12 protein-coding genes are annotated in these 17,954 nt (G+C 67.3%); 6 read left to right on the plus strand and 6 right to left on the minus strand.

The annotated features are described in order from the left end of the window. The first annotated feature begins 60 nt into the window (after positions 1-60). The 4 genes from K6142_RS02970 (at position 61) to mnmA (ending at position 5,491) form a co-directional block, all read left to right on the plus strand. Positions 61-2,079 (plus strand): penicillin-binding protein activator, encoded by a 2,019-nt coding sequence (locus K6142_RS02970; protein ID WP_223290335.1) that lies wholly within the window; start codon positions 61-63, stop codon positions 2,077-2,079. A gap of 24 nt (positions 2,080-2,103) precedes the next feature. Then, the gene (gatC, locus tag K6142_RS02975; RefSeq protein ID WP_190244763.1) at positions 2,104-2,391 is read left to right on the plus strand and encodes an Asp-tRNA(Asn)/Glu-tRNA(Gln) amidotransferase subunit GatC; all 288 of its coding nucleotides are present in this window, start codon (positions 2,104-2,106) and stop codon (positions 2,389-2,391) included. A 493-nt stretch (positions 2,392-2,884) separates the two neighbouring features. Continuing rightward, positions 2,885-4,390, plus strand: a complete 1,506-nt coding sequence (gatA, locus tag K6142_RS02980) for an Asp-tRNA(Asn)/Glu-tRNA(Gln) amidotransferase subunit GatA (RefSeq protein ID WP_190244764.1) — start codon at positions 2,885-2,887, stop codon at positions 4,388-4,390. Between the two features lie 45 nt (positions 4,391-4,435). Further along, positions 4,436-5,491, plus strand: coding sequence for a tRNA 2-thiouridine(34) synthase MnmA (mnmA, locus tag K6142_RS02985; RefSeq protein WP_190244765.1), 1,056 nt, complete (start codon positions 4,436-4,438; stop codon positions 5,489-5,491). Between the two features lie 186 nt (positions 5,492-5,677). Here the strand turns inward: mnmA and K6142_RS02990 are convergent, their stop codons facing one another. The 6 genes from K6142_RS02990 to uvrC all read right to left on the minus strand — a co-directional run bounded on the left by K6142_RS02990 (position 5,678) and on the right by uvrC (position 14,423). Continuing rightward, the gene (locus K6142_RS02990) at positions 5,678-6,889 is read right to left on the minus strand and encodes an EAL and HDOD domain-containing protein (RefSeq protein WP_190244766.1); all 1,212 of its coding nucleotides are present in this window, start codon (positions 6,887-6,889) and stop codon (positions 5,678-5,680) included. Between the two features lie 501 nt (positions 6,890-7,390). Further along, a complete protein-coding gene (locus K6142_RS02995; protein ID WP_190244767.1) occupies positions 7,391-7,828 on the minus strand; it encodes a response regulator in 438 nt (145 codons plus the stop codon). Between the two features lie 201 nt (positions 7,829-8,029). Next, positions 8,030-8,326 (minus strand): phage regulatory CII family protein, encoded by a 297-nt coding sequence (locus K6142_RS03000; protein WP_190244768.1) that lies wholly within the window; start codon positions 8,324-8,326, stop codon positions 8,030-8,032. 180 nt (positions 8,327-8,506) lie between these two features. Then, positions 8,507-10,150, minus strand: coding sequence for a sigma-54-dependent transcriptional regulator (locus K6142_RS03005; protein WP_190244769.1), 1,644 nt, complete (start codon positions 10,148-10,150; stop codon positions 8,507-8,509). A 19-nt stretch (positions 10,151-10,169) separates the two neighbouring features. Beyond that, positions 10,170-11,813, minus strand: coding sequence for a sensor histidine kinase (locus tag K6142_RS03010; protein ID WP_190244770.1), 1,644 nt, complete (start codon positions 11,811-11,813; stop codon positions 10,170-10,172). Between the two features lie 294 nt (positions 11,814-12,107). Next, positions 12,108-14,423: an excinuclease ABC subunit UvrC gene (gene uvrC / locus K6142_RS03015; RefSeq protein WP_190244771.1), complete on the minus strand. Its 2,316-nt coding sequence runs from the start codon at positions 14,421-14,423 to the stop codon at positions 12,108-12,110. 320 nt (positions 14,424-14,743) lie between these two features. Here uvrC and K6142_RS03020 point away from each other — a divergent pair, with 320 nt between their 5' ends. Beyond that, positions 14,744-16,147: an outer membrane homotrimeric porin gene (locus tag K6142_RS03020; protein WP_190244772.1), complete on the plus strand. Its 1,404-nt coding sequence runs from the start codon at positions 14,744-14,746 to the stop codon at positions 16,145-16,147. Positions 16,148-16,454: 307 nt separating this feature from the next. Beyond that, positions 16,455-17,876: an outer membrane homotrimeric porin gene (locus K6142_RS03025; protein WP_190244773.1), complete on the plus strand. Its 1,422-nt coding sequence runs from the start codon at positions 16,455-16,457 to the stop codon at positions 17,874-17,876. The last annotated feature ends 78 nt before the right edge of the window (positions 17,877-17,954 follow it).

A 17,954-nucleotide genomic window follows, 5' to 3' on the forward strand; every position in this document is an offset into this window, starting at 1 on the left:
ATCCGGCAAGCAACGGTCCACCCCATGGTGCACACGATGGTGCACACCACGGTACCCACGATGCAGCACGTTCTTTCGCGCGCCACGGTCCTTGCCCTGCTCGCGCTCATGATGCTTTCCGCCGCCGGGTGCGGCGGCAAGCGGTCCATCATCATTCCGCAAGAACCCGTCACCCCGCAGGTGCAGCAGCCGGTGCGGCGCTCGGCGCTGGACGAAGGCAACGAGGCCCTGAAGCGCGGCGACGCGGCCACGGCGGAACGCATCTTCGGCATGATGACGGCGCGTACCGACATCACGCCCGAAGAACGCCTGGGTGCGTGGCGCGGCTATAGCATGGCCGCCGAGGCCAATGCCCACCCCAACCTGGCCCTGGACGGCCTGGAGGGTTGGCGCAGGCTGGACCCGGCTGCCGATGCCGCGCAGGAGTGGCAGGATACCTGGTACCGCGCCGTGTCCCGCATTTCCAGGACCGAAAGCCGCCAGCGCGCCACGGCGGTGTTCGGCGACGCCGCGCGCCCGTGGGGGCTGCGTGCGCAGGCCGGGCTTATCGTGGCCACCCGGCAGTGGGAAGGGGGCGACATTTCCGGTTCGCTCCAGACCCTGTCCAGCCTGTGGGCCCAGGCGGGCACGCAGGCCGGGGCCGCCGCCGGAAGCCAGTCCTTCCGCGCCGCGCTGGAAAACCGCCTGTTCGACGAGCTGAAGCGTTCCGACAACGCCACGGTGGAGCAGCTTGCCGCCACCGTGACCCCGGAGAACGAAGGCCGCTATCCCTACAACATCATCGAACTGGAGTCGGCCCGGCGCATGGCCGCCGCCAACGCCGGTTCACTGCGCGCGCTGGAAACCCTTACCCGCTTGCAGCGCAGCGGCAACTTCAACGATCCCAACCTGCTCGGCACCGTGCTGGCACCGCTGGAGCAGAGCGGCATGCGCGCCTCGCGCACCGTGGCCCTGGCCCTGCCCATGACCGGCGCCTTCGGCAACATCGGGTGGAAGATCTCGCGCGGGGCAGGCGCCGCCCAGTGGGAACTTTCGCGCACCGGCGTTGAGGTCGAGGTGGTGGTGCTGAACACCGAGTCGCCCGACTGGCTGGACAAGCTGGCCGCCCTGCCGCCCCAGTGCGTGGTGGTGGGCGGGCCGCTGCGCACCAGCAGCTTCGGCGCCGCCAAGGAACGCGGCCTGACCGGCCAGCGCGCCTTCTTCACCTTTCTGCCGCAACTGGACGGCGGCGAAGAAGGCCGCGTGGCGTGGCGCTTCTTCACCAGCCCCGACGATCAGGTCAACGCGCTGCTGGGCTTCACCCAGGACGCCCTGGGCGTGACCAGCTACGGCGTGCTGCACCCCGACGACGCCTTCGGCGGCAAGATGGCCTCGCTCTTTGCCGAGCGCGCCCGCGCGCGCGGCTCCAGCGTGGCCTCCACCATGTCCTATCCCGCCAGCAGGCATCAGGAATGGAACCGCATCGCGGGCAGTTTCGTGAAGGTGCGCACCGTCAACAGCTACCCGGTGCCGGGCGCCACCTTTGAGGCCACCTTCCTGCCCGACAGCTGGAAGAGCACCGAGATGCTGGTGCCCAACCTGTTCTTCCACGGCGAGGACCGGCAGGTGCTGCTGGGCACCACCCTGTGGGAGCAGGGGCTGGCCGGGCAGAAGAGCGTGGACGTGCGCAACTTCGGGCTGGCCGTGTTTCCCGGCGCCTGGAACGGGGCGCAGACCTCGCCCGCCGGCGATGCGCTGGCGCGCACCCTGCGCGAGGCGGGCAACCCCGATGCCCCCGACTTCTGGGTGGGCCTTGGCTACGACTTCGTGCGCTTTGCCTCGAATATCGGCCTGCCGGAAAAGGGCTGGACCCCGGCGGATGTCAACCGCCGCCTGGCCGACGCCCAGCGCATGCAGTGGGCCATGGGCGCCCTGCACTGGAGCGCCGACGGCCACGCCTCGCAGGACCTGTTCCTGTTCGCGCCCACGTCCGACGGCTTCAAGCCCGTGGAGCCCACCGAGTTCCGCCAGAAGCTGGAACGCACCCGCGAGCGCCACGAGGCCCGCGTCAAGGCCGCGGCCACCGCAACTCCGCAATAATCCGCACGCCATACAGGACCGATCATGACCACCATCAGCACCGATCAGGTGGCCGCCATCGCGCGGCTGGCCCGGCTGGCCCCGGACGAGGCGCAGCTTGCAACCTTTGCCCGGCAGTTCGGCGACATCCTGGGCTACATGGAAATGCTGAACGGCCTCGACACCACCGGCGTCGAGCCGCTGTACAGCCCCGTGCAGCATGCCACGGCCCTGCGCTTCGACGAAACCGCCCCGCGCTGCACGCGCGAGGATGTGTTGCGGAATGCGCCGGAGGCTGATTCCGAATTCTTCATTGTCCCTCGGATAGTCTAGGGCAGCGCGATGGCCTTCCGGCCCATGGCTGCGTCAGGCTTCGTGTTCCGAGGCTCGAAATACGACAAGAGTATTCCTTCACCTCGGAACACTCGCCTTCCTTGCCCTGAACCGGAAATCCGCCGCGCTGGTTGTGCCGACGCGACGGGGGAAAGGCAGAAAGACGGAGCGGCGACGGACCTGACGTGCGGATGCCCGCAGGGAAAAAGAAAAGTGCCTCCTTCCTGAACCGGACGCCGCGCTGGTAGTGCTGGCGCGACGGGGGAAAGGCAGGAAGACATGGTGCCCGCCCGACGCGCGGAAGTGCGTGGCGCGGTTGCCGATGCCTGTCAGGCCCGGTGGCGGGCAATGCAGGGGGACCGGGGGAACATGTTCCCCCGGCGGGGTTCGGGGCGGCGCCCCGATTCCTTCCCTCTCTCTCGCAGATATTTTTCTGAAAGTTCACAGACAAGCCCCCGCGCAGGCGGCGGCATGCACAGCCAAGGATAGTGAGATGTCCGATACGTCCACCGCAATCGTTTCCCTGTCGCTGGCCGAAGTGCGCGACCGGCTGGCCCGGCGCGAACTGACGGCGGAGCAGGTCACCGCCGCGTGCCTGGACCGCATCACGGCCACAGAGCCCGCCATTGCCGCGCTGCTCGTCATCAGAGGCGAGGGAGCCCTGGCCGAAGCCCGCGCGCTGGACGCCGCCGGGCCGGACCCGGCGAAGCCCCTGTGGGGCGTGCCGCTGACGGTCAAGGACGCCCTGACCACGGCGGGCACCCGCACCACCTGCGGCTCGCGCATCCTGGGCGACTTCACCCCGCACTACGACGCCTTTGCCGTTGGCAGGTTGCGTGAGGCCGGTGCGGTGATCCTGGGCAAGACCAACATGGACGAATTCGCCATGGGGTCATCCACAGAGAATTCCGCCTTCGGCCCCACCCGCAACCCGTGGAACGTGGCGCGCGTGCCGGGCGGTTCCAGCGGCGGTTCCGCCGCCAGCGTCGCCGCCGGGCAGTGCTTCGGGTCTCTCGGGACGGACACCGGCGGCTCCATTCGCCAGCCCGCATCCCTGTGCGGGTGCGTGGGCCTGAAGCCCACCTACGGTCGCGTGTCGCGCTTCGGGCTGGTGGCCTACGGCTCGTCGCTGGACCAGATCGGCCCGCTGACCCGCACCGTGGAGGACGCGGCCCTGCTGCTGTCGGTCATCGCCGGGCACGACCCGCGCGACGCCACCAGCGCCACCCTGCCCGTGGACGACTACATGGGCGCGCTGGCCTCCCGCAAGGATCTGTCCGGGGTGCGCATCGGCGTGCCGCGCGAATTCCGGGGCGAGGGCATCGACCCCGAGGTGTCCGCCGCCTGCGAGGCGGCGCTGGATACGGCCAGGGGCCTCGGCGCCACCATCGTGGACGTGGAACTGCCGCACACCCCCTACAGCATCGCGGCGTACTACATCATCGCCCCGGCAGAGGCCAGTTCCAACCTGGCCCGCTTCGACGGGGTGCGTTATGGCCGCCGGGCGGAAAGCCCGCGCGACCTGGCCGACCTGTACGTGCGCTCGCGCGCGGAAGGGTTTGGCGACGAGGTGCAGCGGCGCATCATGCTGGGCACCTACGTGCTGTCGTCCGGCTACTACGACGCCTACTACCGCAAGGCAGCGCAGGTGCGCCGCCTGATCCGCGAGGACTACGAGAAGGCCCTTTCCCGGTGCGACGTGCTGTGCGGCCCGGCATCGCCGGTAACGGCGTGGGGCCTTGGCGAACTGACCAGCGACCCGCTGAAGATGTACATGATGGACGTGTTCACCCTGTCGCTGAACCTGGCGGGCCTGCCGGGCCTGTGCATTCCCGTGGGCATGGGCAGCCGTTCCGGCATGCCCGTGGGCTTGCAGATGCTGGGCAGGGCCTTTGGCGAGGGCGACCTGCTGGCGGCGGCCAACGTGCTGTCCGGCGCGCTGGGCGTGCCGGGGGTGGCACCCGCCATTTCAGCCGCCGCAGCCGGGACCGGCGCGTAAGCGCGCCCGGATGACCGCACCCCGTACCACGGCAGCGCACGCAGCATGAAGATCGCCGTCGCACTCAGCGGAGGCACCGACAGCCTGTTCGCGCTCCTGCTTCTGCTGGAGCAGGGGCAGGACGTGTTCGGCCTGCATGCGCGCTTTCTGCCCCCGCGTGCCGAGCAGCCTTCGGGCAACCCGGACCCGGCCGAGGCCATCGGCTCCATGTGTGCCCGGCTTGGCGTGGACTTTCACGCCGTGGACCTGGCCGATGCCTTCGAAGAGGCGGTGGTGGCTCCGTTCATCGAGGAATACGTGGTGGGGCGCACGCCCAACCCCTGTGCCCGGTGCAACGCCACCATGAAGTTCGGCCTGCTGCTGGACGCCGCGCGCGCCCTTGGCGCGGCGCGCCTGGCCACGGGCCATTACGTGCGCCAGCTGCGCCACCCGCAATGGGGCATGACCCTGCAACGGGGGACGGACCCGGCCAAGGACCAGAGCTACTTCCTGTCACTGGTGGAGCGCGCCCGGCTGGAGCAGGCCGTGTTTCCGCTGGGCAACTGGCGCAAGGAGCAGGTGAAGGCCGAACTGGTGAAGCGGAACATCGTGCCGCCGCTGCCGTCGGAAAGCCAGGAAATCTGCTTCGTGCCCGGTGACGACTACCGCGCCTTCCTGCGCGACCGGCAGGTACGCCTGCCCGGGCCCGGACCCATCGTGACCATGCGCGGTCGCAAGATCGGCAGCCACAAGGGTTTGTGGCAGTACACCGAGGGCCAGCGGCGCGGCCTGGGCATCGCCTGGGAAGAGCCGCTGTACGTGGTATCCAAGGACATGGAAAACAACGTGCTGCTGGTGGGCGGGCGCGAGCATCTGGCCGCGCGCGGCTGCCTGACCGAGGACGTGAACCTGCTGGTGGACCCCGCCGACTGGCCCGCCGAGATCAGCGTGCGCACCCGTTACCGGCAGGCTCCCCAGCCCGCGCGGGTAACCGTGGGCGATACCGGCATGGCCGTGCGCTTCCGCGAGCCGCAAACCCCGCCCGCGCGGGGGCAGGTGGCGGCGGTGTACGATGCCGAAGGGCACGTGCTGGCGGGGGGCGTCATCCTGGGGCCTGTGTAGCCCCGGCAGTTTGGCTCCATGGCGTCCCGCGGGCGCACCGATCCTGCGGGTTCCTCCGGGTGCCTGCCCGGCCTCCAAGACCATGGCCCTGCATGCCCGCCACGGCGGTGGCGCCCCGTTCCTTCCTGCGCCCTTCCTCCCCCCGCCCTGTCTTCCGCCTGTCGGCCACAGGTCGACCACCGGTTCCTACTGCGTCGTGCAGATGCTCTGCGACACGTTCAGGGCTTGCAGATAGCGGTGCGTCAGCAGTGACATGTCCAGCCCCAGTTCGGCGAAGCCCTGTGCGGCATCGCCAAAGTCTCCCCGTTCGTATGATTCCACCACGTGCAGCCAGTGAGCCAGCGCGCCGCGCCGCTCGATGAGCGCCTCGTCGATGTCGCTGCTGAGCCGGATGTCCGCCAGAATCGTTTCCATGGGCAGGCCCAGGATCGCGTCCAGCAGCGAAAACAACCCGGCCAGGTACAACCGGTCCGCCGGTGGCCCGCCCGTGGTGCTGTTGCGCAGGGCCTCGGCAAAGACGCCCCTGAACACCGACATGCGGATCAGTTCCGGCACGAACGGCCCCTTGGCGATGCCGGAAAGCAGGGCGGCGCACAGCCACCGGCGCAAGCCCGTCTCGCCCATGAGCCTGGCGGCGAACTCCACGGACGATACCCGCGAGCTGAAGGAAAAATGCGCGGAATTCAGGTAGCGCAACAGCCGGTAGGACAGCGAGACGTCGGCCCGGATGGCCTTGATGAGACGTGGCGTGGTGGTGCTGCCGGAAGCGAATATCTTGATGGTTTTCAGCCGCAGGGCCTGGGTGGTGCTGACCGTGCACCCGGAGGTCAGTTGCGGGCGCGACAGGAAGTACCCCTGAAACAGATGGCAGCCCAGCTTGCGGCAATATTCCAGGGTGGACTGGTCCTCGATCTTTTCGGCCACTACCCTGACGCCCGCCGCAAGCATTCTTTCCACGTCGCGTGCCACGTCGGCGCGGGGCCTGCGCAGCACCTCCACTTTCACGTAGTCGGCCATCGGCAGCAGCGCGTCCGCCGGTCCGGCCCCTGCATAGTCGTCAAGGGCGATGGTGAAGCCGCGCCGCTTGAGCGCGGCCAGTTGCGCCAGAATGCCGGGCGTGGGCTGCGTGGTTTCCAGCACCTCGACGCAGGTGCGGGCCGGGTCGAGCATGTTGGCAAGGCCGCTGAGCAGCAGGGATTCGTCGAAGTTGACGAACAGCATCCGGTTGTCGCCCAGGGTGTCCATGATCAGTGGCAGGCCGTCGATGATGACCGATGCCGTGGCGACGGCATCGGAGAACGGCGGGCAATTGCTGGAGGGCCAGCATGCATTTCGGTACAACATTTCAAAGCCGAAGATATGCCCTGAAGCGTCGAAGATGGGCTGATGCGCGACCATGACGGGAGCACTGCCCGCTTTTGTTTGTGTCGTGTCATGGAGGAACGGTGCAGGTGCTGCGCTGTCGGGGGGGTGTGCCTCGTCGTTCTGGAATTTTTTCATGTGGCGTCCATGCGTGCGTTCTGTAGTGATGGGAACCCACATGAACTATCCAGAATTCGTGTCGGTCGACAGTCGGGCTCACCCCCACGAATAGCTGTGTGTACGCGCGATCATTGGAGAGGACGGCAGGAAACCTGGAGCGGGTGACAGCAGGAGAAGGTATGGTGAAGGTAGCGTTGGCTCGGGGTGAGGTAGGGGGCGTGGGGCCAGGAATGGGGGGCTGGCATGGGGGCGCGGCGATAGCGCCCGGGCAAAGGGGGGCTGGCGGGCGCCGGGCACGGCCAAATCAGGACGCCCACGCCTGGGCCTGCACGGGCGTATCCCTGGTGTGCGGCGTGCCGCCCCAAGGAGCGGACGTTTGAAGATGAATGTCGGGCTGGCAGGCGGGGAAAGGGAGGATCAGCAACGCTTGGGCAGGGACATGACCGATGGATGGGCATCCGGGTGGCTGGCGGTGGCGGCCAGCACGCGCGGCGTGGCCACGGAGCTGAGTGCCCCGCGCAGCACGTCTGTATCCAGCGGTTTGGGCAGCACGGCGTCCGCGCCCATGAGGTGGGCGGTGCGGATGGCCGATTCCATGTCCATGACCGGGGTGCCTCCGGACATGGCGATGACCTTCACCCCCGGAAACTCGCGGCGCAATTGCGCGATGGTGGCCAGGCCATCCTGTTCGGGCATGATGATGTCGGTAATAACCACGTCTGCCGGGGTCATGCGCTGGCAGGTCATGCATGTTCGGCCGTTGTCCGCCGTTGCCACCTCGTGCCCCCAACTGCACAGCAGGGCTTCGAGAAAGCACAGCGTCACGGCATCATCGTCCACGACCAGTATCCGCACCTTGGCCTCCAGTGGGCTGCGGGACGGCCCGCAGCAGGGTGATGGCGCGCCGGGTGGCGCGCAGATGCTTGCCTGTGGCCGGGCGATTTCGCCCGCCACCACATGGCAGCATACGAACGCAAGCCCGCAAATGCCAATGACCAGCCTGAACGGGTCAGGACGGGGCAGGACGGGCCGATACAGGCAACCCGGTGGATGCCGCTAACGTTCGGCGGACATGCGCAGGGGCAGCAGGGGGCGATGGATTTCCGCGCCGCCCGCCTCGGGTTCCAGCCGGTAGCCCAGTTGCCGCGCCATGTATTCCAACGGTCTGATGTTGCCGGTGTGCTTCATGATTTCAAGCAGCGTTTCCACGCCCAGCTTGGCCCCGGTATCGTACGGGTTTATCTCGCGCAGCAGGGTGGAGTAGGGCTTGCCTATTTCCTTGGCCAGCGCCTTGGCCGGGGTGGGGCTGTCCAGCACGATGCCGTGGACGATCTTGGTCAGTTCGGAAAGCATGAGCGGTCTCCTGGTTGATAATCTGGAGCGACACACTCACGCCTTATCAAAAGTCATACCGCAGTGTTATTTTTAATGATTAGTCAATAATAAATGCATGTTGAATGATGGTTGAGCAGTTGCGTGGCGAGATGGTTGCGTAATTTTTTAGATTACTTTGTCTTGTAAAAATTTACACTGTCATTTTTTGCTGGACAAATCGTCATCCACCCATTGGCGCATCACCCCGTGCTTGCGCAACAGCGCGTACAACCGTTGGCGGGACAGCCCGGCCATGCGGGCTGCCTTTGTGATGTTGCCCTCGCTGGCCAGCAGCAGATGGTGCAGGTAGCCCTTTTCAACACTGCCAAGGGCGGCATTGCGGTAGTCCCTCCAGACCCGGGGATGGGTGTGGTGCTGGCCGGGCGCGCCGCACGACGGCTGAAGCCCGGGGGGGAATTCGGCGGGGCAGGGCAGGCCCTGTATTCCCCCGGCGATGCCGGGGCAGATGTCGGGCGGCAGGCCGCCATCAGGCGCCGCCGGGTAAGCCATGCAGGGCTTGCCCGGCGCAAATCCGCCTGGTCCCCATTGGCCTCCCTGCCCGGCGTTGCCTGCCAGTGCGGCAGCCGCCGCACTGGCCGCGCCGGTCGCATTGGCCCCGGCTCCGGGCGCCAGCCTGTGGCGCACCATGCGGGCGCGCAGCGGCACGGGCAGGTGCTCCAGTTGCACCACCGGTTCCTCGTGGGCCAGCAGCAGCGCCCCCTCCACCACGTTGACCAGTTCGCGCACGTTGCCGGGCCAGTCGTGCGCGGCCAGGGCCTCGTACACGTCCGGCTCGAAGCCCTTGGCGCCGATGCCGTCGCGGCGGCAGATGCGTTCCGCGTGGGTGGCGACCAGTTCGCGGATGTCCTCCTTGCGTTCGCGCAGGGGGGGCAGTTGCAGTTCCACGGCTTGCAGGCGGAACAGCAGATCCTTGCGAAAGGTACCGCGCTCGGCCATGTCCGGCAGGTTGCGGTTGGTGGCTGCCACCAGGCGGAAGTCGCTTTCCACCTCTTCCTTGCTGCCGATGGGCCGGAACCGCCGCTCTTGGAGCACGCGCAGAAAGGCCTTTTGCTGGGCCAGGGGCAGTTCGCCCACCTCGTCCAGAAACAGGGTGCCCCCGTGCGCCTGGCGGATGAGCCCGGCGCGCGATTCCATGGCGCCGGTGAAGGCCCCGCGCTGGTAGCCGAACAGTTCGCTGTGCAGCAGGGAGCGCGACAGGGCCGCGCAGTCCAGGGTGATGAACGGGCCGGAGGCGCGGCGGCTGTTGCGATGCAGGGCCCGCGCGAACAGTTCCTTGCCGGTGCCCGTTTCTCCGGTAACGAGCACGGCGGCATCGCCCATGGCCGCCTCGGCCAGCCGCTCCAGACAGGCGGCCAGACGCTGGCTGGCGCCCACGATGCCCCCCGTGTCCAGCGGACGGCGCAACTGGCGGGTTTGCCGGTTGCGGTGGCGCAGGGCGCGGTCCAGGGTGAAGCGCATCTGCTCCAGCGAGGCGGGCTTTTCCACGTAGTCCCACGCCCCGTCGGTGATGGCCAGTTCCGCGCCGTCCGGGTCGCCCGCGGCGGTGACGATGATGATCTCCGGCGGGCTGGCCATGTGGCGCAGCCGGGGCAGCATGTCCAGCCCGTTGCCGTCGGGCAGGCGCACGTCCAGGAATACGGCGTCGAACACGTCGCGCTCCAGCAGGCGGGCGCCGTCCGCCAGCGAGTGGGCGGCGGACGAGGCGTGTCCCTCCATCTCCATGGCCGAGCGCAGCATTTCGCAGAACAGTTCGTCGTCGTCGATGATGAGCACATTGGCCATGCGTCAGGCTCCTGCGGACTCAGTCGGCCACGGGCAGCAGGATGTCCACCATGCAGCCCAGGCCCGGCCCCGCCGTGATGTCCAGCCGCCCGCCATGGGCCCGCACGATGCCCGCGGCGCGGGCCAGTCCGCGCCCCTTGCCCTCGTGCCGGGCCTTGGTGGAAAAATAGGGGTCGCGCATGCGGCACAAGGTGTCCGCATCCATGCCCTTGCCGGTGTCGCGCACGCGCACGCGCACCCAACGGCCGGGAAGGCGGGGTGAGGGCGGAGCCAAGGTGGTTTCCACCAGGACGCGCCCGGCGGGGGGGGCGGCGTCGGGGGGCGGAGGCACGGGATGGGCCTGATGCACAGGGAGAACAGGGCGAACCGGCGATGCCGGGGAAGCACTGCCCGCGCCGACCGGCGATTGCGTGGCGCGCGGCTGGTCCTGATTCGTGCCCTGAATTGCCCAAGCGGCGTTACGCCATATCTCGGCAAAGGCTTCGCGCAGGCGGGCGGCATCCACGCGCACTGGCGGCAGCCGGTCGGGGCGGGGAGCCTGCCCGGGAGTGCCGGGCTGGCCGGTGCCGACCGGTGAGGACTGGGCAGATGGGCCAGGTGGGCCAGATGGACCGGACGGGCCAGATGAGCCAGACGGGCCGGACGGGGAGTGCCGTTCCTGAGGCAGGCCGCAGGATACGGCCCATCGGACGTCGGGTGGCAGTTCGCCCGCCAGTTCCGCGCACCATGCGGTGACAAGGGCGTGCAGGTCGACCGGTTCCGCGTTCAGGTCCATCCGTCCGGCAACGGACTGGGCAAACGCAATGACATCGCGGGCGCGTTGGCAGCCCAGCACGATGTTGTCGAGGCTGCGCAGCACCATGGGGTCGGCGGCGTGCGGCGTGACGGGCGCGGCGTGCAGCCGCGAGATGGCGATTTCCGCGAAGCCGAGGATGGAGGCCACCACGTTGCCGAAGTCGTGCGCCAGGCCCACGGACAGCGCATCCAGCGCCTGGCGCAGGTGAGCGTCCGGCACCGGAAGGGGCGTGGGCGTCGGGGGGGCGGTATCGCGGAACTGGCTGTCCTGACCGGCAGGGCCGCCATGACAGGCCGGGGCAGGATGTCTTGCCGGAGGCGGCCCGTCAGGCAGACCGGGACCGTCAGGCAGACTGGGCCCGTCAGGCAGACCGGGCCCGGAAGTGGGGACTGGCCGGTCTGGAATATCCGGCCAGTCTGGAAGGTCGGGGGCGCGCAGTTGCAGCAGCACCCCGGCGCGGCCATGGGACGCAGGGGGGGAGCTGCCCACGGCGGCAGGGTCGCGCGGGTCTCGCAGGGCGGGGCAACCGGGTATGGCCCGGACCTCGGCGGAGGACAAGGTGCGCACCAGCATGCCCCCCCGCACGTCAGCGGGGCGTGCCCCTGCCGCGTATGTCCGCCCCTTGCCCGCGGTGTCGTGCGGATTGGGCAGGTCATGCAGGGCGGGTGGAAGGTCCAGCAGCCAGTGCCACCCCGCACAGGGGGGGCAGTTTTCGGACAGGGGCAACAGGTCGTGCAGCATGGCGCCGGGCGGGGGCGACACAAGCCCCAGAGCGCGCAGGAACAGCCCGCTCATGCCGAGCACGCGGCCCGAGGGGGCCACTGCGCAAAGGCCGGTTCCGGCATGGTCGTGCAGCAGGCGTGTCATGTGCTTCCCGCGTCCAAAGGATGCGGCGGGGAATCCGCCGGGGTTTCCATGGTGGCCCCATACTGCGCAAAGTTGCGCTGCAAGGCAATGGGCCTGGGCGCGGAACCTGCGGGACGCACGGGGAAACCACGCGCCCGGCGGCGACTGCGGGTTGCCGGAGAGGCTGCCCTCCACTGCCGGTGGATGACGCTTCTGCCGGATGAACCATCATACGGATGGTTGTCCGGCAAAGTCTGACTGTGGGCGTCTGCCCGGCAGGCGCCCCGGCAGCAGGGGGAAAGGGCTGGCTCCCCGTCAGCGGCGGCGTGAGGTGTCCATCTCCTTCAACCGCTGATGGATCTGGCGTGCCCGGCGCGGGCCGATGCCCGGCACCTCGGCCAGTTCCTTTTCGCTGGCGGCGCGCATGGCGGCCAGCGTGCCGAAGCGGTCCCACAGAAGGCGCGCGGTCTTGGGCCCCACCCCCTCCACGCGTTGCAATTCGCCCGTCAGGGCCGCCCCGGCGCGGGCGCGGCGGTGCCGCCCGATGGCGAAGTCGTGCACGGCATCGCGCACGTGCTGGAGAAACAGCAGTTCCGGCGCGCCGTCGCGCAGGGGCAGCGGGTTGGTCCGGCCCGGCAGGAAGATGCGGTCGGCTACGTTGCCCGCGCGGCGGTCGGCCCGACCGTCCTCGGTGCGGGCCTTGGCGATGGAGGCCAGTGCGAACAGCCCTTCGCCGCCCGCCTCGCGGACGGCCCTATGCACGGCGGAAAGCTGGCCCCGACCACCATCAATCAGGACCAGGTCCGCCCACGGCGGGCCGGAAGCGATGCGCCGCCGGGCCCATTCGGCCAGGGCCGCGTAGTCGTCGCCCGCCGTGAAGGTGGGGGGCTGGCTGGTGTGTTCGGCGGAGGTTTCGGAGGCCTCGCCCGCGTGTCCGGCCATTTCTTCTTCAGGCTGATCGGCGAACACACCATCGGACGGGCCGTCTGATGGACCGTTTGGCGCGCTGGTGTCGGGCAGGCCGAGGGAACTGTCGGCAGGGCGGTCGAGGGCGTAGGCGCGCCAGGCGTCGCGCACCGGACGCCCATCCTCGAAGACCACCATGCCCGCGCGGGTGGAGCGGCCCCCGGTGTGCGAAATGTCCACGGCCTCCACCCGGCGCACCGGCGCGGACAGGTGCAGGGCGCGGGCCAGCAGGTCGGGCAGGGGGGCTTCCGCCTCGCGGCGGGCATGCTCGCGGGCGTTGGCGGCGGCCATGTCCACCAACCGGTTCTCTTCGGGCGAGCGGGGCGCCACTATGCGCACCGGCCCGCCGCGCAGGTCGGCCAGGGTTTCCTCTATGGCCCGCAGGCTCATGTCCGTGACCGCCTGGGGGGGGATGGGCGCGGATGATGGCGCGAAAACTCCCTGCGCCGCAGCGGGCGATGCGGAACCCGGTCCGGCCAGTCCTTGCGGCATGACTGGCATGTCTGGCATGTCTGGCGCGACTGGCGCGACTGGCGTGACTGGCGTGACTGGCTCGGCTGGCGAGACCGGCTCGGCTGCTTCCTCCGATACGGACGATTCGGTCGGCCCTTCAGGTTCCTTCGGCACAGTCGTGGCCGGGGTGGTTCCGGCGGCATCATCCCCTTCCATTCCTTCGTTGCCTTCAGTGCCTTCCGTCACGGGCAGCCACGGCACCACGATGCGCGCGGGTATGGCCGAATGCGGGCCGTAGAACTGCCCCAGGAAGCTCAGCAACAGTTCAGGGGCTTCCTCGAAGCCAAGGCCCGGCCACAGGAAGGCCCGGCCATCCAGCACCGCGCCCTGCCGCACGAACAGCACGCCAAGGCCAAGCCCGCCGCCGGTGTCCACGATGCCCACCACGTCCAGGTCGCCCCCGCCAGGCAGTACGGCGGCCTGACGCTCCACGGTGCGCTCCACGGCGCGGATCTGGTCGCGCAGTGCTGCGGCCCGTTCGAATTCCAGCGCCTCGGAGGCGGTTTCCATCTCCGTGCGCAACTGCCCCACCAGTTCGCCGGAGCGGCCCGAGAGCAGCATCTCCACCCGTTGCACCAGCGCGGCGTACTCCTCGCGTGGCACGTCGAACACGCACGGGGCAAGGCACTGCCCTATGAAATGATACAGGCAGGGGCGCACCCGGTTTTCCAGCGCGCGGTCGGTGCAGCGGCGCAGGGGAAAGGCGCGGTGGATGGCCTTCCAGGTGGCGCGGGCCGCACCGGCGGAGGTGAACGGGCCGTAGTACTGGGCGCCGTCGCGGCGCACGGCGCGCACGATGTCCAGGCGCGGGAAGGGATGCTTCTTTTGCAGGCGAAAGAGCACGTACTGCTTGTCGTCGCGTAGCACGATGTTGTAGCGGGGCCGGTGCTTCTTGATCAGGCTGGCCTCCAGCAGCAGCGCCTCCTTTTCGGTGGTGGTGCTGAGGGTGTCCAGCCGCTGGGCCTGGCGGAGCATGGCCAGCGTCTTGGGCGTCTGCGGCGGCGGGGCGCCTTCGGCGGCCTCGCGGAAATAGGAGGCAATGCGCTTGCGCAGGTGCTTGGCCTTGCCCACGTACAGGATGCGCCCGGCGGCGTCCTTGTACAGGTAAACGCCGGGGGTGTCGGGAATGTTCGACATTACGGGTTTTTGCATGCGGAAAGGGGCGGCCCGCCGGTGCGGTGCCATGTGTCAAAAGCGTGACTCTCGGGTGGCGGGGCGTGCGTGGACAAGGGGTAGGGCGCACATCGCCGCGTTCCGGTCTCCCCCATCGGCACGCATGCGTCAAGGGCGGGCGGGGGCTGGCAGGAGCGCGCGGCGGTACAGGTCGGAACCGGACAAAAAATCTCTACCGTAAAAAAAATTTTACACCGGCTCTTGCCAAGGTTTTCCGGGTGGAGTAATTTGCACTCCGAACCTTGTGTTCCCGCGTCAGGAACATCGCACTTGAACCGCAAAGGAAGGAAGGGAAAACAATGAAGCGCATCGTTACTCTGATGCTCGCCGCCATGCTGGTGCTCGGCTCCGTCGCCGGCGCCTCGGCCGCCGACATCAAGGTGAAAGGCCAGTGGGATTTCGCGTTCCAGTGGCTGGACAACACCAACTTCCGTGATGGCGACGACTCTGCCACCGACGCTGGCGAAGACGACTTCGACGCCCGCCAGCGTTTCCGCACCCAGATCGACATCATCGCCAGCGAAAACCTGCGCGGCGTGGTGTTCTTCGAAATCGGCGAAACCGTGTGGGGTCGCGCTGGCGACAACAACCGTGACGGCGGCGCCCTTGGTGCTGACGGTCTCTCCGTTGAAGTGAAGCGTTCGTACATCGACTGGACCGTGCCCAACACCGACCTGATGGTCCGCATGGGCATCCAGGGTCTGGCCCTGCCTGGCGTCGTGGCCGGTTCCCCGGTCCTTGATGACGACGTGGCCGCCCTTACCCTGTCGTACAAGTTCAATGACATGGTTTCCGCCACCGCTTTCTGGGCTCGTCCGTTTGAAAGCAACGACACCGAAAGCAACGGCCACAACAGCTACGACGAAATGGACCTCTTCGGCGTCCTGCTGCCCCTGAGCTTCGACGGCGTGAAGGTGACCCCGTGGGCCATGTACGGCTCCATCGGTGAAGACGTGTCCACCGCTGGTTCCGTGTCCACCCAGGGTGCCCACGGCCTGCGTCCCATCGGCGCCCCTTCGTCCGGCAAGCTGTTCGGCAAGGACACCACCATGTGGTGGGCTGGTTCCTCCTTCGAAGTGTCCATGTTCTCGCCCCTGTCGTTCAAGCTTGACGCCATGTACGGCAATCTGGAAGGCGACGAAATCGGCACTCTTGACATGGACCGCTCCGGCTGGCTGGTCATCGGCGCCGTCGACTACAAGATGGACATGATGACCCCCGGCCTCTTCGCCTGGTACGCTTCCGGCGATGACGACGACCGTGACAACGGTTCCGAGCGCATGCCCTACATCCAGCCCGACTTCGGTCCGACTTCGTTCGGCTTCGACAAGGTCGGCGCGCCCATCGGCAACGACTCGAACGTCTCCGTCAGCGGCACCGGTCTGTGGGGCGTTGGTGTGCAGTTGGCTAACATCTCCTTCGTTGAAAACCTGAAGCACACCCTGCGCGTGGTGTACATGGAAGGTACCAACGACAAGGATATGGCCAATGTTGCCTCCTTCAACGTGTCGGGCAATGGCATCTACCTGACCGAGAAGGACAGCGCCTGGGAAGTGAACCTTGATCATTTCTACAAGATCTACGAAAACCTGGATCTGATCGTCGAAATGGGTTACATCAAGGTCGACCTGAGCGACGAGTGGACCAACGACCAGACCTCCGACGCCTGGAAGCTGGGCTTCAACCTGAAGTACAGCTTCTAAGCAAAAGACGTTCCTGACGCACCCCGGAGGGGGGAGGCTGCAAGCCTCCCCCCTCCTTTTTTTGGGGGGTGCTTGAGCCCACGCGGGTTCACCACGGTGGGCGCGGTGCCGTGATGCGGGGCGGGGATGGTCGTAAAAATTGTTGATGTGCTTCTTTAGGCCATGTTTGCATTTTTGTCATGCGTGTGATGGCGGATGTGGTATGGATAATGCGTCTGACACGCGATTGTTGCCAAAATTTTAAACTTCGGATAGTTTGCGTGGGTGGTTTCAGGCAACCCCAACAGCAAAGAAGGAAGGAAACTCCATGAAACGTTTTGCTACCCTGATGCTGGCCTTCGCGCTGGTGCTGGGCGCCTTCTCGGCTGCCCAGGCCGCCGACATCAAGGCCAAGGGCCAGTGGGCCTTCGATTTCGCGTGGACCGATTCGCTGGGCTTCTCCAAAAGCGGTGACAACGGCTCTGACGGCCAGGACGACTTCTCCGCCAGCCAGCGCTTCCGCACTCAGATCGACGTGATCGCCAGCGAAGCTCTCAAGGGCGTCGTGTTCTTCGAAATCGGCAACACCGTGTGGGGCCGTGCAGCTGAAGGCGGCGCCCTTGGTGCCGACCAGACCATTGTCGAAGTGCGTCGTTCGTACATCGACTGGATCGTGCCCAATACCGACCTGAAGGTCCGTATGGGTATCCAGGGTCTTGACCTGCCCGGCGCCACCTTTGGCGCTTCGCCCATCCTGAGCGGCGAAGACGGCGCGGCCCTTACCCTGTCCTACGCCATCAATGACATGCTCGGCGTGACCGCCCTCTGGGCGCGTCCTTACGAAGGTGGCGCCAACGAGACGGAAGCCAACGGCCACAACCGCTTCGACGAAGTGGACGTGTTCGCCCTTGCCGTTCCCGTGACCCTCGACGGTTACAAGATCACCCCCTACGGCGTGTATGCTTCCGTGGGTAGCGATGCCGATCTCAGCGTTGGCGCTTCCGCTGACTACGTTGCCGGTGGTATGCAGAGCCTTGGCCAGTACGTCGGCGGTCTGACCGGCGACGACACCAAGGCGTACGACGCCTGGTGGGGCGGCGTGGCGTTCGAAATGAGCGCCTTCGCTCCCTTCTCGCTGAAGGCTGACTTCACCTACGGTTCCAAGGATGCCAACGAAGACTACGCCACCCGTTCCGGCTGGCTGGTGTCCGCTTTGGCCGCATACAAGCTCGATATGGTCACCCCCGGCCTGGTTGCCTGGTACGGCACCGGTGAAGACGACGACATGAGCGACGGTTCCGAGCGCATGCCTTCCATCTCCCCCACTGCCTGGGCCCCGACCAGCTTCGGCTTCCCCGGTTCCGTGTACCGCATGGACAGCAACCTTGGCGGCACCTCCAACGGCGTGGGCAGCTGGGCCATTGGCGTGCAGCTGGCTGACATCTCCTTCATCGAAAACCTGTCCCATGTGTTCCGCGTGGTGTACATCACCGGTACCAACGACAGCGATGTCGTGAAGAAGAACGGCCTCGCCGGTGACCTGATTGGCGACACTTCCAACGGCATCTTCCTGACCGAAAAGGATCACGCCATCGAAGTGAACTTCGACTCCACCTACCAGATCTACGACAACCTGAAGATGGTCGTGGAAATGGGCTGGATTCGCGCCGATCTTGATGACAACGTCTGGGGCGACCCCGACCTGTCCGACGCCAAGAAGCTGGTCTTCAACTTCATCTACGACTTCTAAGCCTTACGCAGCCTGAAACCGCACACCCCGCCGGGGGCCGCAAGGCCCCCGGTTTTTTTTTGGTTCAAAGGATGGGCA

It is taken from the genome of Nitratidesulfovibrio sp. SRB-5 (assembly GCF_019931275.1).
Taxonomy (GTDB): Bacteria; Desulfobacterota; Desulfovibrionia; order Desulfovibrionales; family Desulfovibrionaceae; genus Cupidesulfovibrio.

What these genes read in the sequence shown, in the direction of transcription:
- K6142_RS02970 (WP_223290335.1), top strand. Translation starts at nt 61, where the DNA reads ATGCAGCACGTTCTTTCGCGCGCCACGGTCCTTGCCCTGCTCGCGCTC.
- gatC (WP_190244763.1), top strand. Translation starts at nt 2,104, where the DNA reads ATGACCACCATCAGCACCGATCAGGTGGCCGCCATCGCGCGGCTGGCC.
- gatA (WP_190244764.1), top strand. Translation starts at nt 2,885, where the DNA reads ATGTCCGATACGTCCACCGCAATCGTTTCCCTGTCGCTGGCCGAAGTG.
- mnmA (WP_190244765.1), top strand. Translation starts at nt 4,436, where the DNA reads ATGAAGATCGCCGTCGCACTCAGCGGAGGCACCGACAGCCTGTTCGCG.
- K6142_RS02990 (WP_190244766.1), bottom strand. Translation starts at nt 6,889, where the DNA reads ATGGTCGCGCATCAGCCCATCTTCGACGCTTCAGGGCATATCTTCGGC.
- K6142_RS03000 (WP_190244768.1), bottom strand. Translation starts at nt 8,326, where the DNA reads ATGCTTTCCGAACTGACCAAGATCGTCCACGGCATCGTGCTGGACAGC.
- K6142_RS03005 (WP_190244769.1), bottom strand. Translation starts at nt 10,150, where the DNA reads ATGGCCAATGTGCTCATCATCGACGACGACGAACTGTTCTGCGAAATG.
- K6142_RS03010 (WP_190244770.1), bottom strand. Translation starts at nt 11,813, where the DNA reads ATGACACGCCTGCTGCACGACCATGCCGGAACCGGCCTTTGCGCAGTG.
- uvrC (WP_190244771.1), bottom strand. Translation starts at nt 14,423, where the DNA reads ATGCAAAAACCCGTAATGTCGAACATTCCCGACACCCCCGGCGTTTAC.
- K6142_RS03020 (WP_190244772.1), top strand. Translation starts at nt 14,744, where the DNA reads ATGAAGCGCATCGTTACTCTGATGCTCGCCGCCATGCTGGTGCTCGGC.
- K6142_RS03025 (WP_190244773.1), top strand. Translation starts at nt 16,455, where the DNA reads ATGAAACGTTTTGCTACCCTGATGCTGGCCTTCGCGCTGGTGCTGGGC.